General features: G+C 67.6%; 15 protein-coding genes and 1 pseudogene. 8 read left to right on the top strand and 8 right to left on the bottom strand.

Annotated elements, in window-relative coordinates; genetic code table 11:
- Positions 1-66: 66 nt before the first annotated feature.
- Positions 67-966, bottom strand: coding sequence for a biotin synthase (locus EV687_RS15460; RefSeq protein WP_122229369.1), 900 nt, complete (start codon positions 964-966; stop codon positions 67-69).
- A gap of 403 nt (positions 967-1,369) precedes the next feature.
- Here EV687_RS15460 and EV687_RS15455 point away from each other — a divergent pair, with 403 nt between their 5' ends.
- From EV687_RS15455 to EV687_RS15445, 3 genes and pseudogenes are all read left to right on the top strand, one after another.
- Positions 1,370-1,933, top strand: a complete 564-nt coding sequence (locus EV687_RS15455) for a ComF family protein (protein WP_242612674.1) — start codon at positions 1,370-1,372, stop codon at positions 1,931-1,933.
- A 134-nt stretch (positions 1,934-2,067) separates the two neighbouring features.
- Positions 2,068-2,235, top strand: a pseudogene (locus EV687_RS15450) (4-hydroxyphenylpyruvate dioxygenase); the annotation flags it as partial.
- 36 nt (positions 2,236-2,271) lie between these two features.
- Positions 2,272-2,607 (top strand): 4a-hydroxytetrahydrobiopterin dehydratase, encoded by a 336-nt coding sequence (locus tag EV687_RS15445; protein WP_122229372.1) that lies wholly within the window; start codon positions 2,272-2,274, stop codon positions 2,605-2,607.
- Positions 2,608-2,724: 117 nt separating this feature from the next.
- On the opposite strand, the gene EV687_RS15440 is transcribed toward EV687_RS15445, so the two are convergent.
- The 3 genes from EV687_RS15440 to EV687_RS15430 all read right to left on the bottom strand — a co-directional run bounded on the left by EV687_RS15440 (position 2,725) and on the right by EV687_RS15430 (position 5,126).
- Positions 2,725-3,915 carry an MFS transporter gene (locus tag EV687_RS15440; RefSeq protein ID WP_122229374.1) on the bottom strand — a complete coding sequence of 397 codons (1,191 nt, stop codon included), beginning with the start codon at positions 3,913-3,915 and terminating at the stop codon, positions 2,725-2,727.
- On the bottom strand, positions 3,912-4,322 hold the full coding sequence (locus tag EV687_RS15435; protein WP_122229376.1) for a GlcG/HbpS family heme-binding protein: 411 nt from the start codon (positions 4,320-4,322) through the stop codon (positions 3,912-3,914). Before EV687_RS15435 ends, EV687_RS15440 begins: the two co-directional genes overlap by 4 nt.
- 84 nt (positions 4,323-4,406) lie before the next feature.
- On the bottom strand, positions 4,407-5,126 hold the full coding sequence (locus tag EV687_RS15430; protein ID WP_122229378.1) for an IclR family transcriptional regulator: 720 nt from the start codon (positions 5,124-5,126) through the stop codon (positions 4,407-4,409).
- Positions 5,127-5,431: 305 nt separating this feature from the next.
- Here EV687_RS15430 and EV687_RS15425 point away from each other — a divergent pair, with 305 nt between their 5' ends.
- A complete protein-coding gene (locus tag EV687_RS15425) occupies positions 5,432-6,253 on the top strand; it encodes an undecaprenyl-diphosphate phosphatase (protein WP_122229383.1) in 822 nt (273 codons plus the stop codon).
- Here EV687_RS15425 and argP read toward each other — a convergent pair.
- Positions 6,242-7,177 carry an HTH-type transcriptional regulator ArgP gene (gene argP, locus EV687_RS15420; RefSeq protein ID WP_122229385.1) on the bottom strand — a complete coding sequence of 312 codons (936 nt, stop codon included), beginning with the start codon at positions 7,175-7,177 and terminating at the stop codon, positions 6,242-6,244. The genes EV687_RS15425 and argP overlap by 12 nt on opposite strands.
- Positions 7,178-7,309: 132 nt before the next feature.
- On the opposite strand from argP, the gene EV687_RS15415 reads away from it, so the two are divergent.
- From EV687_RS15415 to EV687_RS15400, 4 genes are all read left to right on the top strand, one after another.
- Positions 7,310-7,963: a LysE/ArgO family amino acid transporter gene (locus tag EV687_RS15415; protein WP_122229387.1), complete on the top strand. Its 654-nt coding sequence runs from the start codon at positions 7,310-7,312 to the stop codon at positions 7,961-7,963.
- Positions 7,964-8,580: 617 nt separating this feature from the next.
- Positions 8,581-9,633, top strand: a complete 1,053-nt coding sequence (locus tag EV687_RS15410; protein WP_122229900.1) for a carboxynorspermidine decarboxylase — start codon at positions 8,581-8,583, stop codon at positions 9,631-9,633.
- Between the two features lie 69 nt (positions 9,634-9,702).
- A complete protein-coding gene (locus tag EV687_RS15405; RefSeq protein ID WP_122229389.1) occupies positions 9,703-10,977 on the top strand; it encodes a saccharopine dehydrogenase family protein in 1,275 nt (424 codons plus the stop codon).
- Between the two features lie 51 nt (positions 10,978-11,028).
- The gene (locus EV687_RS15400; RefSeq protein ID WP_122229902.1) at positions 11,029-11,601 is read left to right on the top strand and encodes a M23 family metallopeptidase; all 573 of its coding nucleotides are present in this window, start codon (positions 11,029-11,031) and stop codon (positions 11,599-11,601) included.
- A 185-nt stretch (positions 11,602-11,786) separates the two neighbouring features.
- Here EV687_RS15400 and EV687_RS15395 read toward each other — a convergent pair whose 3' ends face one another.
- The 3 genes from EV687_RS15395 to EV687_RS15385 all read right to left on the bottom strand — a co-directional run bounded on the left by EV687_RS15395 (position 11,787) and on the right by EV687_RS15385 (position 14,297).
- A complete protein-coding gene (locus tag EV687_RS15395) occupies positions 11,787-12,473 on the bottom strand; it encodes a nucleotide-binding protein (protein ID WP_122229391.1) in 687 nt (228 codons plus the stop codon).
- Positions 12,474-12,544: 71 nt separating this feature from the next.
- Positions 12,545-13,261, bottom strand: coding sequence for a glutathione S-transferase N-terminal domain-containing protein (locus EV687_RS15390; RefSeq protein WP_122229904.1), 717 nt, complete (start codon positions 13,259-13,261; stop codon positions 12,545-12,547).
- Between the two features lie 7 nt (positions 13,262-13,268).
- Positions 13,269-14,297 (bottom strand): microcin C ABC transporter permease YejB, encoded by a 1,029-nt coding sequence (locus tag EV687_RS15385; protein ID WP_122229393.1) that lies wholly within the window; start codon positions 14,295-14,297, stop codon positions 13,269-13,271.
- Positions 14,298-14,334 lie beyond the last annotated feature (37 nt).

The following is a 14,334-nucleotide window of genomic DNA, read 5'->3' as shown; positions in this document are numbered from 1 at the left end:
GTTTCCCGGCAGGTCCGCCAGCCCGTCTGGAGGCCGCTCGATGCGCCGCCATTCAGCGGTTGCCATTCAAGGCCGCTTTTGCAAGGTCGCGCGCATATCGTCGAGGCTGATGCGGGTCTGCTCGGCCATGGCCATGCGCGGCGGCGCCTTGATGGCATGGCCGTAGATCACCTCGAAGGTCAGCGTGATCGCGCCGCTCGCATCGGCCAGGCCGGCGATGTCTTCCATCAGCGTGCGCTGCCACTGCCGCCCACGCAACCCGCCAAAGCGGCCGGGGTGGAAGTTGCGGCCCAGTTCGCGCAGTTCGGCCAGCAGGCGCACGGCATCCGGGAATTGCAGGCGGATGTGCTCCATGTCCATGACCGGCTCGGCAAAGCCCTGTTGCACCAGCATGTCGCCCAGGTCGTGCATGTCGGTGTACTCCTGCGCTGGCGGCGGCCAGCCGCGCCGGGCGTAGATCTGGCGCAACTCTATGGCGGTATCCGGCCCCAGGCAGGAGAACATCAGAAAGCCCTGCGGCTCCAGCAAGCCAGCCCAGGCCTGGATGGTCTGCGGCGGGCTGATAGCCTGGTGCAGGTGCATGTTGGCCCAGAGCATCTGCACCGATTGTTGCGCGGGCGTCGCGAACGACACGGCCGGCACGCTGCGCAGCCAGCGCGAGACAACCGAGGGCTGCCAGAGCGACTGGGCCAGGCGCTGGTTGGCGGGCTGCCCGTGCACGATGAACTGGCGCGCCTTGGGATAGTGCGCCGCCACCAGCGCATGCGCCTGCACGCCGCCGCGCACGGGCTCCCAGTCGCACCAGCTTGCGGGCTGCTTGACTATCCACGCCAGCCGCTCCTGCATGCGCCGCCCCACTTCCTCGTGCAGCCAGGGACTGGCCGCCAGCGGCCGGGCCTGCCAGCGCGCCAGTGCCACCGGATCGAGGCTGGGCGGAACGTCGGTGTGGGAGGCAGAGGCAGGCATGGCGACGGGCAAATGGGCAGCGCAGGCGCTGGGGAAGCGAACCAAAATGAGAGGCAACGCCTGGGACGCAACAGGCAGGCGCCCATTGAGGCCCTGGGCAGGGCGCGCAGGGCGGCGACCGGGACGGCAGCCCGCGTGTCTCGACGCCCGCAGGCATCGCAGTATAAGAACATTGGCAAAGCCCTGCTGGCAGGACACGGCAGGAAAATCGGCGCAGCCCTACCGCCCTTATCATGCCGCCATGCTGTCCGCGTTGACCCGCCTGCTGCCTTTCCAGTGCGCCTTCTGCCGCACTTGGCCGAGCTGGAGCCGGCCTGCCGGCGTTTGCGGCGTGTGTGCCGATTGCCTGCACAGCTTTGGCGGCGCCCGCCCACGCTGCCCGCGCTGCGCACTGCCCACACCGGTGCCGGGACAACACTGCGGCGCCTGCCTGCGCCACCCACCGGCTCTGGCGCATTGCTTTGCCGCGGTGGACTATGCCTATCCGTGGCAGGCGGCCATCGGCCAGTTCAAGTTCCAGCACCAGCCGGCTTGGGCCCGCACCATGGCCGACATCTGCCTGCAGCAGGCGGATGCGCGCGCCCTGGTGCGCGCGGCCGATCGCATCGTGCCGGTGCCGCTGGCCCGCGCCCGCCTGCAGGAGCGTGGCTACAACCAGGCCTGGGAGCTGGCCAAAGCGCTGGCGCGGCGCAGCGGCCAGCGCCACAAGCTCGATGTCCGACTGGTTCTGCGGCAGCCGGGCGCCGCGCCCCAGGTTGGCCAGGGCCGGGCGGCCCGCCTGCGCAACCTGCGACAGGCGTTTGTCCTTGCCGAGGATACGCCGCCACTGCACGGCCAGGGGATTCTCCTGGTCGACGACGTGATGACCACCGGCGCCACCCTGCAGGCACTGGCGATGCGCCTGCAGGCCGCCGGCGCCAGCCGGGTCGATGGCTTGGTCTTCGCGCGCACCGAGGCGCCTTCGTAGCGCTGACGGAGCACAGGAACAAGAAGGACCCTGAGCATGCCACGTTCAAAGCGGCCGCGGTGTGCTTGTCGCGATCGAGCACGAAGCAGGTCCTGCAGTCCTGCCCGCTCATGGCTTGGGCTTGGGCAAGGCGTCCATCACGCCTGCTGCTGCAGATTTTCTCGGAACAACGGCTCGGACCGGTATTCTTCGCATTCATCCAGCGCCAGGGCGGCAAGGACTTTGGCAAAGGAAACTTCAAGGCCTTGCTCGAGTCGCTCGAAAGACACCCGATCAACCCGGGCATACTGGAGGCCGAATGACGCGGCCACGGCAACCCCGCCTACTGAGGACCCGCCATGAAACGCCTGACCGACCTGGAACGCGAGGCCGCGCTATCGGCCATCCCCGAGTGGCAGTACGCCGCCGAGCGCGGAGGGCTGATCCACCGCCGCTTCGTGCTGCGTGACTTCACCGAGGCCTTTGCCTTCATGACGCAGATCGCCCTGCATGCCGAGAAGAGCGACCACCACCCGGAGTGGCGCAACGTCTACAACCGCGTGGACATCACGCTGACCACGCACGACGCCGGCGGCCTGAGCCAGCGCGACATCGCACTGGCCCAGCAAATCGACCGCATCCACGCGCATCTGGGCACCGGCACACAAGCCCAGGTGCATACAAGACAGACCTGAGAACCCGTTCACGATCCTTCCGTGGATCTCGGTTGTCCCGGCAGGCGATGCGATGCAAGGTGCAAACCGCCATCGGACCGCTGGCACGGCCAGGATTTGTCACACCGCGGCGCTCGCCTAGCGCAGCGGCCCTGCAGCGCGGGCGTTGGCGCGCGCCAGCCAGGCCAGCGGCCATTGCGCCAGCAGCACCAGCAGCACCCCGGCCCACGGCGTCTGCGCCAGATGGCCGCGCGCCACCCAGGCGCTGCCCATCGTCTCGCCCAGGGTGATGCCCAGGTTGAAGGCCGAAATGTTCAGCGCCGAGGCAAAGTCCACGGCCCCCGGCGTCCAGCGGCCGGCCGTCTCCAGCATGCCGGCCTGAAAGCCCGGCGACATGCCGAAGGCCAGTATTCCCCAGACGAACAGCAGCACCAGCATCGGCAAGCGGTAGGGCATCAGTACTGCCAGCGCCACCAGGCACAGCAGCAACGCCGCCAGCATGTGCCGCAGCGCCGCCGCCCAGCCCAGGCCCGTCGCCAGCCGGCCACCGGCCAGGTTGCCAACCAGCGTCGCTGCGCCGAACACCACCAGCAGCAAACTGGCCGCATGCGGGCTGAAACCGGTGACCTCCGTCAAGATCGGCGTGATGAACGTGAAGGCCGCAAAGCTGGCGCCAAAACCCAGCACGGTGGTGGCCATCATGGCCAGGATCGGAGCACTGGCCAGTGCCGCCAGTTGCGCTCCGGCCGGCACCGCCGCCGGCGCGGGCAGTTGCGGCACCCACCGCCAGATGGCGAGCAGCGCCAGCGCCGCCAGCACCGCCACCGCATGGAACGGCAGCCGCCAGCCCAGGGCGTTGCCGATCAGGCTGCCCAGCGGCACGCCGATCACCATTGCCAGCGTCAGGCCTGCGAACATCAGGGCAATGGCCGCGCTGGCCTGCCCCTTGGACGCGAGCCGGGCAGCCACTGTCGCGCCAATGGCGAAGAAACTGCCATGCGCGACCGCCGTGACGATGCGCCCGGCCAGCAACATCGCATGGCTGCCGGCCACCGCCGAGAGCAGGTTGCCTGCCAGAAAGACCGCCACCAATCCCAGCAGCAGCGGCTTGCGAGGCCAGCGCGCCAGCGCCAGCACGACCACCGGCGTGCCCAGGGCCAGCGCCAGCGCATACAGGCCCACCAGCGAGCCGGCATGCGCCAGCGGCACGTCCAGATCCCCGGCGATGGCCGGCAGCACGCCGACCACGATGAACTCGGCCACGCCGATGGCAAAGGCCGTGACCGCCAGCGCCCAGACGCCGGGATGGGTGGGCGGCGGGCCACTCATGCGCGGCCCGCCGCGTGCAGGGCCAGCGACTGGTCGGCCGCGAGCGTGGCACCGGCCACGCCGACGGCGCCAAGCGGCCGCTCATCGCCGCCGCGCAGCACGATGCCGCCGCCAAAGCTGATCAGGCCGCCATTGGTGGCCTCGAGGGTGTAGATGGCGCCGCCCGGCTGCGCTGCGGCACCGATCTCGGCGCTGTCGGTGCGAAACAGCGCGGCCATGCGCGCCTTCTTGATGGACACGTCGATAGCCCCCGGCACCGCGTCATCCATGCGCAGAAAGCCGCGCAGCAGGCCGGCATCATCGACCACGCCGATGCATACGGCGAAACCCTGTTGCTGCGCCTGCGCGCGGGCGCGTTCGATGATCTGCCAGACAGCGGCATCGGAAAGTGGAGAGATACGGGACATGCGGGGACTCCTGATGGTGTGGAAAGAATCCCGGATGATTCCCGCCACGCCCGCCGACGGGAAGGGGCAGCGGCCGATTGCCTGCTAAATTTTGACAATGTCAAAAAAATCACGCATGGCGTTGCGTGCCAGCCGGTGCAGCGCCGCTTCGCGCAGGCGCTGCGCGGGCCCCGCCAGGCCCAGCGCCGCCACGACACGCCCCTGCTGGCGCAACGGCATCGCCAGGCAATGCAGGCCGGGCTCGGCCTCCTGCAGGTCCAGCGCGTAGCCCTGCCCGGCAATCTGAACCAGCGCCGTCTCCAGCCCGCCGGGCAGCAGGCCGGCGCGCCGCAGGCTGCGCACCAGTGCCGGCTCGTGCGCAAGAAAGACCCGGCCGATGGCCGAAGTGGTCAGGCCTTCGCGGCGTCCGCGCGGGCTGGCCACGCGCAGGCTGCCGGAGCCTTCGAGCGCATCGATGTAGAGGTAGTCGCGCGTACCGCAGGGCACGGCCAGATAGCAGGTCTCGCCGCTGCGCTCGGCCAGGGCCCGGAGCGCCGGTCCGAATGCGGCCCGCAGGCGCGCGTCGGCATCGGCGAGCGGCTGCGCCACGTCGCGCAGCCGCAACCCCAGCGCATACAAGGTGCCGTGACGCGCCACATAGCCCATCGCCGCCATGGTGTTGAGCAGGCCATGCGTGGTGCCCTTGTCGAGCTCCAGGCGCACGGCCAGATCGGCCAGCCGCGCCGCGCCGCCGGCTTGCGCGAGCGCCTCCAGCAATGACAGGGCCCGCTCGACGGACTGGATGCGGCGGTTTTCGTTGACCATGGAGGGGCTGCGAACAGGTTCTGAATGCCGGGATCACCACAGGCGGACAAAGGTCGCGCCAGCACCACCGGTGCAGTGCCATCACGCCCGAATGGGTTTGACATCATAAAACATGCTGCCCGATCATCGGGGCGGCGGGCCACATCGGGGAGAACGGTGTCCGGTTCGGCGGCATTTCTGCGCTAAAGTCCTGCCGGAACGCGCACAACGCCAGAGCTGGCTTCGCCAGCAAGCCCCGCCAGGGCGCCCGATCCGGTGCTGCCTCCCATCCGTCTCTCCGCCCCCTACCACCATACTCCGCCACCATGAGCTGGATCGAAGCCATCATCCTCGGGCTGGTGCAAGGCCTGACCGAGTTCCTGCCCATTTCCTCGAGCGCGCACCTGCGCATCATCGGCCCGCTGCTGCCCTCCGGGGGCGACCCGGGCGCGGCCTTCACGGCCATCACCCAGTTGGGCACCGAGGCGGCGGTGCTGATCTACTTCCGCAAGGATCTGTGGCGCATCGCGCAGGCATGGTGCGGCTCGCTGGGGCGACGGCACGAGGCGCCCGGGACGGATGCGCGCATGGGCTGGTACATCATCCTCGGCACCGTCCCCATCGTGGTGCTGGGCCTGCTCTTCAAACAGGCCATCGAGGGCTCGCTGCGCAACCTGTATCTGACGGCGACCATGCTGGTGGTCTTCGCGCTGGCGCTGGCGCTCGCCGACCGCATCGGCGCCAGGACGCGGCCGCTGCAGCAGCTCAATGGCCGCCATGCGCTGCTGTTCGGCCTGGCGCAGGCCATGGCGCTGATTCCCGGCGTCTCGCGCTCGGGCGGCACCATCACCGGGGGGCTGCTGCTGGGCTACACGCGCGAGGCGGCGGCGCGCTACTCCTTTCTGCTGGCCATCCCGGCGGTGCTGGCCTCTGGCTTCTACCAGCTCGTCAGGAGCTGGGGCCAGCCGGATGTGAGCGCCTTCCCGACGCTGCTGGCCACGCTGGTGGCCTTTGGCAGCGGCTATGGCGTGATCGTGGTGTTCCTGCGCTGGATCTCGCACCACAGCTACCTGCCCTTCGTGCTGTATCGCCTCGCCCTGGGCGTACTGGTGTTCGTGTTGCTGGGCCTGGGTGTGTTAAAGCCCTGATGCGCGCTCCCATGGCAACGGCCGCAGGTGCTGGCGGGCCGCCGCCACGATGGCGAGGGTCAGCCGCTGCGCGGTGAGTGATTCGCGCTCCCAATGGTGCCAGTAGAGCAGCACGTCCAGTCCGGCCTCTGCGATCACCTCTTCCAGCGCAGGCTGGTGCCCGGCGCGACGCTGCAACTGCTGCCGACTCACCATGCCCCAGCCCAGCCCCAGCGCGATGGCGCTTTCATAGGCCTCGGTGGAGGGCACGAAGTGGCGCGGATACTGCGGCTGCACCACCCCGAACTGCTGCTGCAGAAAAGCATCCTGCAGGCCATCCTTGCGATTGAAGATGATGGCGGGCACCGCCAGCAGCCGCCCCAGCGAAACCCGCCCCGTGCCCGGATCGCGCAGGCGCTCCAGCAGCGTCCGGCTCGCCACGCAGTGGTAGCGCATCGCGCCCAGCGGCACGGCGCAGCAGCCCCGCAGCGGCTGTGCCAGCGTGCTGATGCAGCCCGTCACCTCGCCCGATTTGAGCGCCGCATGGGTGAAATCCTGATCGTCCAGCGTGATGTCCAGCACGATGCGATGCCGTTGCAGCGCCGCCTCCACCCCCGGCAGGAACCAGCTCGCCAGTGAATCGCCATTGACCGCGATGGCCATGCTGTGCCAGCTGCCGGTGCCGTCGGCCCCGCCTTGCAGATGCCGCTGCAGGTCGGCCTCCATCGACTGCACCTGCCGGAGATGCGCCAGCAGCACCTGCCCGGCAGGGGTCGGCACCACCTGCTTGCCACGCACCAGCAGGCGTCGGCCCAGCGCCGTCTCCAGCCCGCGGATGCGCAGCGACACCGCGGGCAGTGAAATCGCCAGCGCCTGGGCCGCGCGCGCGAAGCTGCCGCACTGGGCCACGGCAAGAAAGGCATCGGTCTGGCGGGCGTCGAACATGTCGGTATTTGGTTTTTCTCAAGTCAATTGATTTTTATTGAATTATCTTCAACAAACGCCGGGAGTCACGACAATCCGCAGCGTTCCGCCCTGCCGCTTCGGCTTTCGCCTCCTTCAGCCTCCGTGTGTGCCATGAACATGCTCCCCGTCTTCCTCTCCGGCATGCTGCTGAGCCTGTCGCTGATCATGGCCATCGGCCCGCAGAATGCCCATGTGCTGCGCATGGGCCTTGGCCGCCAGCACCTGCTGCTGACGGTGCTGATCTGCGCGCTGGGCGACATGGCCATGATCCTGATCGGCGTGCACGGCCTGGGCCACCTCGGGCCACTGCCGGAGAGGCTGCACGGCGCGCTGATCGGCGCGGGCACGCTGTTCCTGCTGGCCTATGGCTGGCGAGCCGCCAAGCGCTTTGCATCGCATTGGCGCGCGGGCCTTACGTCGCCAGTCGCCGCGGCAGGAGGAGCAGGAGCACCTGCGCAGCCGGCACATTACACGCGGAGGCAAGCCGTCGGCCATGCGCTGGCGTTTTCCTGGCTCAACCCCCACGCCTGGCTGGACACCGCCGCGCTGATCGGCACGGCCTCGCTCGCCTACGGGCAAATGGCCGGCGTGTTCGGCTGGGGGGCGATTGCCGGCTCGGCGGTCTGGTTCAGCCTGCTGGGCCTGGCCGGCTGGTGGCTGGGCCGCCGCCTGCAAGGCAGCCGGGCCTGGCTGTGGCTCGATGGCCTGGTCGCCCTGATGATGTGGGTCGTGGCGGCACTGCTGGCGGCCAGCCTGTGGCGCTGACATCCCCTCCCACCAGTTGCGCCACCGCATACGCCGCGCGGGTGAAGGCGAGCGATCGCGGGCGATAGAGGCGCCGGGAATCAGGGCTGCTACAATCGCTCCCTCAATCCAAAATAAGCTGCCAGCGATAGCGCCCGTGCAGCATCTGGTTGGTCACTCCCCTGTTTCTCTTCACGAGGTCGGTGAATCGCCATGATTTTTGCCTTGAACTCCTCCTACCGCTGGGAGCGCCAGGACACGCTGGCGCACCACGTCATTCGCGGCTGCCGGGCCTTCAGCAGGGCCCAGATCATCTGGTAATCGCCGTCTGCCGGCGAACGGCCGACGCACGCGCGGCCCGTCGCGGTCATTTGCGGCCATCGGCCGCACCGATCCAGCCGACCGGCCCCAACGCCCCCGCCTCTCCGATGCGCTGACCCGCTGGGCAGCGCAGGTTTTCTCCCACCAAGCACCCGGCGCAAGCCCAGCCAGCCACTGCCGGGAAGCATGGGTTCTTTGTTCAACCCCGACCGTCACTCTCCCCGCATCGCCACGGAGCCACTGCATTGAACCGTTCTCCCGCCGTCCCCCTGCAAACACCGTATTACCTGATCGACGAGCAAAAGCTGCTGGTCAACATGCAGCGCATTGCGCGGCTGCGCACGCTCTCGGGCGCGAAGGCACTGCTGGCGCTCAAGTGCTTTGCAACCTGGTCGGTATTCCCGCTGATGCGGCAATACCTGGACGGCAGCACCTCGTCATCGCTGAACGAGGTGCGGCTGGGCCGGGAGAAGTTCGGCGGCGAGACCCACGCCTACAGCGTGGCCTGGGCCGACCATGAGATCGACGCGGTGCTGACGCACGGTGACAAGATCATCTTCAATTCGCTGGCGCAGCTGCAGCGCTTTGGCGACAAGGCCCGCGCCGCCGGCAAACCAGTGGGCTTGCGCGTCAACCCGGGCGTGAGCAATTCGCCCTACCTGCTGGCCGACCCGGCCCGCCCCAACAGCCGCCTGGGCGAGAGCGATCCGGACAAGATCGCCGCCGTCATCGGCCAGCTCTCGGGCCTGATGTTCCACAACAACTGCGAGAACAGGCGCTTCGAGCATTTCGACGAGATGCTCGGCCACATCGAACAACGCTTTGGCCATCTGCTCGCCCAGGTGCAATGGATCAGCCTGGGTGGCGGCATCCATTTCAGCGAACCCGGCTACCCGCTGGAGCAACTGGCAGAGCGCCTGCGGAGGTTTGCCGGGCGGCACGGCGTGCAGGTGTACCTCGAACCCGGCGAAGCCTCGGTGGCCGGCGCGGCAACGCTGGAAGTGACGGTGCTGGACGTGGGCTTCAACGGCAAGCCGCTGGCGGTGGTCGACAGCTCCATCGAGGCGCACATGCTGGATCTGCTGATCTACGACTACAGCGCCCGCATCGAACCCAACACGGGCGAGCACGAGACCATCGTCGGCGGCAAGACCTGTCTGGCCGGAGACCTGTTCGGCACCTTCCGCTTCACGCGACCGCTGCAGGTGGGCGACCGCCTCTCCATCGAGGATGCGGCCGGCTACACCATGGTCAAGAAGAACTGGTTCAACGGCGTCGACATGCCCGCCATCGTGGTCCGGCGCCTCGATGGCCGCGAGGAAGTGGTGCGCGCCTTCGGTTACGACGACTACGTCGGCAGTCTGTCCTGATGCCACACCCGGCAGCAGGATTGTCCGCCGTCCACGGACGGCATCTTGTCAATGGAGGTTTTGTGCGAAATGAAGAAAAACGTATTGATCATCGGGGCTGGTGGGGTTGGGCAGGTAGCGGCACATAAGTGCGCGCAGCACAACGCCCTGCTGGGCGACATCCACATCGCCTCGCGCAACATCAAGAAGTGCCTGGCCATCATCGACAGCATCCATGAAAAGGGCTCGCTGCAGAACCCCAGGGGTGTGCTCAAGGCCCACCAGCTCGACGCCATGGACACGGCCGCGGCGCAGCGGCTGATCGAGCAGACCGGCAGCCAGATCGTCATCAACCTCGGCCACGCCTTCGTCAACATGTCGGTGCTGGAAGCCTGCATCGCCACCGGCGCCGCCTACATCGACACCGCCATCCACGAAGATGCGGACAAGATCTGCGAGGCGCCCCCCTGGTACGCCAACCACGAGTGGAAGCGCAAGGGCCGCTGCGCCGAACAGGGCGTGACCGCCATCCTCGGCTGCGGCTTCGACCCCGGCGTCGTCAACGCTTATGCCGCGCTGGCCGTGCAGGAGTACTTCGACAAGGTCGACTCCATCGACATCATCGACATCAACGCCGGCAGCCACGGGCGCTACTTCGCCACCAATTTCAACCCGGAGATCAACTTCCGCGAGTTCACCGGCCAGGTCTGGTCCTGGCAGGATGGCCAGTGGAAATCCAACAGGATGTTCGAGGTCCAGCGCACCGACGAGCTGCCGGTGGTCGGCACGCAGACCGCCTACCTGACCGGCCACGACGAGCTGCACTCGCTCTCGCAGCACCTCGACGTGCCCAACATCCGCTTCTGGATGGGCTTTGGCGAGCACTACATCAACGTCTTCAACGTGCTGCGCAACATCGGCCTGCTCTCGGAGAAACCGGTGCGCCTGGACAACGGCCAGGAAGTCGTGCCGCTGCAGCTCGTCAAGGCAGTGCTGCCCGACCCCGCCTCGCTGGCGCCGGGCTACGTGGGCAAGACCTGCATCGGCAACCTCGTCAAGGGCAGCCAAAACGGCCAGCCGCGCGAGATCTTCATCTACAACGTCGCCGATCACGTCGAGGCCTTTGCCGAAGTGGGCAGCCAGGGCATCTCCTACACCGCCGGCGTGCCGGCCGCCGCCGCGGCGCTGCTGATCGCCCAGGGCACCTGGGATGTGCGCAGGATGGTCAATGTCGAGGAACTGCCCTGCCAGCCCTTCATCAACCTGATGAACCGCATGGGCCTGCCCACCCACATCCGCGAGGCTGGTCGCGAGGACATGCTGCTGGGCTGGGACGAGCCGGAGACCGAAGCCGCCCAGGCCTGATCCGGCCGGCGGCAGGAACCTGCACGGGGCCGGCGACTCGCACAGGAGATGATGACCCTCCCCACCGTATCACTGCCAGCCCTGCTTCGGCGCCTCGCCGGCTGGCTGGCTGCCTTGCTCGGCATCGCACTGCTGGCCGCCTGGGCCTGGCAGCAACCGTTCATGGCTGCGCCCCGCATGTTCTGGACGCTTGGCCGGCTGCCGCCACCGAGTCACCTGCCTGTGCCGGTACAAGGCGTCGCCGCAGGCCGCATCGCGGACACCTATGGCGCACCGCGCAGTGGCGGCCGAAAACATGAGGGCGTGGACATCTTCGCACCGCGCGGGACGCCGGTCGTCAGCGCCACGCCGGGCATCGTGGTTTCGGTGCGGGAGAGCGGCCTGGGCGGGCGCCAGGTCTGGGTGCTGGGCCCGGCCCGGCAACGGCACTACTACGCCCACCTACAGGACTGGGCCGAAGGCATCACGGCCGGCACGGTGGTCCACACCGGCCAACCGCTGGGCACGGTGGGCGACAGCGGCAATGCCCGCGGCACGCCACCCCACCTGCATTACGGCATCTATGGCAGCGGCGGTGCCTACGATCCGCTGCCGCTGCTGCAAGCGAACCCGCTGAACCCGTAGCAAAGCGGCGCGGGAGCCGTATCAGAACCTGTTCATGATCTTTTCATGGGTCACGTTGCCCCGCCAGACGATACGATGCAAGGGGCAAACCGCCGTCGGCCCGCCGGGCCCGACGAGGCAATGCAGAAACCGCAGCGTGCGCCTGCCGGGGCAACGTGGCGCGCGGAACGATCGAAAACAGACTCTCAGACGCCCAGTTGATCGATCTCCGCATAGGCCCGCTGCAACCAGACCTTGAGGCGCTGGCGCTCGAGCAGTCCCAAGCCCTTGCCGCTGGCATTGGCCGCGGCCCAGAAACTGTAGCCGCCACCGTCGATCTTCTGCATGGTGGCATCGGGCAGGCGGTGCAGGCGCATGAAGCGCGCACCGGCGGCCTCGGCCCGCTCGCGCAGGCCGCTGTGCGCCAGCAGCTCGAACTTGTCGCCACGGATCTCGTTGAGCACCACCACCAGTTGCAGGCGCTCGTCGCGCTCGTCGAGCAATTGCCCGAGCAGACGCAGCGAATCGCTGCTGGCGTCCATCACGTGCCAGTAGTTCAGCGCAATGCCCAGCTCCTCCGTCAGTTCGGCCACCCCGGAATCGGAAAACCATTGCCAGAACTGCCCATAGGTCTGCGCCGCCAGATCGACCAGCACGCGCTGCGCGGGGCCCGCCGCGGCGGCCTCGATCACACCATCAAGGCTTTCGTAGCGGTCGATGACCACCGATTCGGCATAGTCGCCGTAATAGCGCAGCAAGGCGCCGTGCGAACGGTCCGAATCGAATGCGGCGAACGGCAACTGATGATCGATCAGGTACTGCGCCAGAATGCGCGCAACCACCGACTTGCCCACGCCGCCCTTTTCACCGCCAATGAAATGAATGCCACTCATGCCTGCTCCCGCCCGAAGTTGGTATGCGGCACATTGTATGGGCTGCGCGACCGCATGATGCACCGCACCAATCAACGTGGCACGGCGAGGCCGCGCTGCACGGCCGGACGGACGACGAAGGCATCGAGCACGTGCTGCACGTTGGCGAAATCGCCAAAACCCACCAGGTCACCGGCACCATAGAAGCCCACCAGGTTGCGCACCCACGGGAAGATGGCGATGTCGGCGATCGAGTAGGCGTCCTCACCCTGGCCCAGCATCCAGTCGCGCCCCTGCAGGTGACCGTCGAGCACGCCCAGCAGGCGGCGGCTCTCGGCCACGTAGCGACTCAGCGGACGCTTGTCTTCCCAGTCCTTGCCGGCGAACCGGTGGAAGAAGCCGAGCTGGCCGAACATCGGCCCGACACCCCCCATCTGCCACATGAGCCACTGGATGCCCTGGTAGCGCAGCGCCACATCGGCCGGCAGCAGTCGGCCCGTCTTGTCGGCCAGATAGATCAGGATGGCGCCGGTCTCGAACAGGCCCAGCGGCCGCCCACCAGGGCCGGCGGGGTCGATGATGGCCGGGATCTTGTTGTTCGGGTTCAGCGACAGGAACTCGGGGCTGAGCTGGTCGTTGGTGGCGAAATCGACCTTGTGCGCCTCATAAGGCAGGCCCAGCTCCTCCAGCGCGATCGAGACCTTGACGCCATTGGGCGTGGCCAGCGAATAGAGCTGGATGTGATCCGGATGCCGCGCCGGCCATTTGCGGGTGATCGGAAAAGCGTCCAGCGGGGGGAGTGCACTCATCATGGTTTCATCCATCGAATTTCACGCGCGGGTCCACCCACACGTAGCAGAGATCGCTGACCAGCTTGGTGAGAAGGCCTATCAGCGTGAAAAGGTGGAGCGTTCCAAGTACGACGGGATAGTCGCGGCGGATGATGCTCTCATAGCCCAGCAGGCCCAGGCCATCGAGCGTGAAGAGCGTCTCGATCAGCAGTGAACCGGCGAAGAAGGCGCCGATGAAGGCGGCCGGAAAGCCCGTGACAATCGGGATCAGCGCGTTGCGGAACACATGTCCCCACAGTACCTGGCGCTGGTCCAGCCCTTTGGCGTAGGCAGTCAGCACGTACTGCTTGCGGATTTCCTCGAGCACCGCGTTCTTGGTCAGCAGTGTGGTCACGGCAAAGCTGCCGGCGACCATCGCCGTCACCGGCAGCGCAATGTGCCAGAGGTAGTCGGCGACACGCTGGCCCCAGCCCATCTCTTCCCAACCGGGCGAAGTCAGGCCGCGCAGCGGGAACCATTCGAGCTGGCCGCCGAAGACCACCAGCAGGATCACCCCCAGCACGAATCCCGGCACTGCATAGCCGACCAGCACCAGCAACGTGGTGACGAAATCGAAGCGGCTGCCGGCGCGCACCGCCTTGGCCACCCCCAGCGGCACCGCGATCAGGTAACTGATGAAGAAGGTCCAGAGGCCCAGGCTGATGGAGACCGGCAGCTTTTCCTTGATGAGCTGCCAGACGTCCTTGTTGTGCATGAAGCTGCGGCCCAGATCGAAGCGCGCGAACTGCCCGAGCATCTGCAGGAAGCGCTCGTGCGCGGGCTTGTCGAAGCCATAGAGCGCCTTGATTTCCTCGAGCCGCCGCGCATCCACTCCCTCGCCGCCGCGGTAGCTGAAGCCGCCCGTCTCGGCGCCGCCCGGGCCCGCGCGCGACTCGGCCAGATACTGTTCGACCGGCCCGCCCGGCACGAACTGCACGATCACGAAGGTGAACAGCAGCACCCCCAGCAGCGTGGGAATCATCAGCAGAAGGCGTTTGAGGATGTAGCCCAGCATGGCGACTCCAGATGTTGTTCAGGCCGCGCCCGGCGGC

Origin of the sequence: Corticibacter populi (genome assembly GCF_004217315.1) — a bacterium.
Lineage (GTDB): Bacteria > Pseudomonadota > Gammaproteobacteria > Burkholderiales > Burkholderiaceae_C > Lampropedia > Lampropedia populi.
The sequence above is the reverse complement of the archived record's forward strand: the minus strand, read 5'-3'. Positions and strand labels throughout refer to the sequence as shown.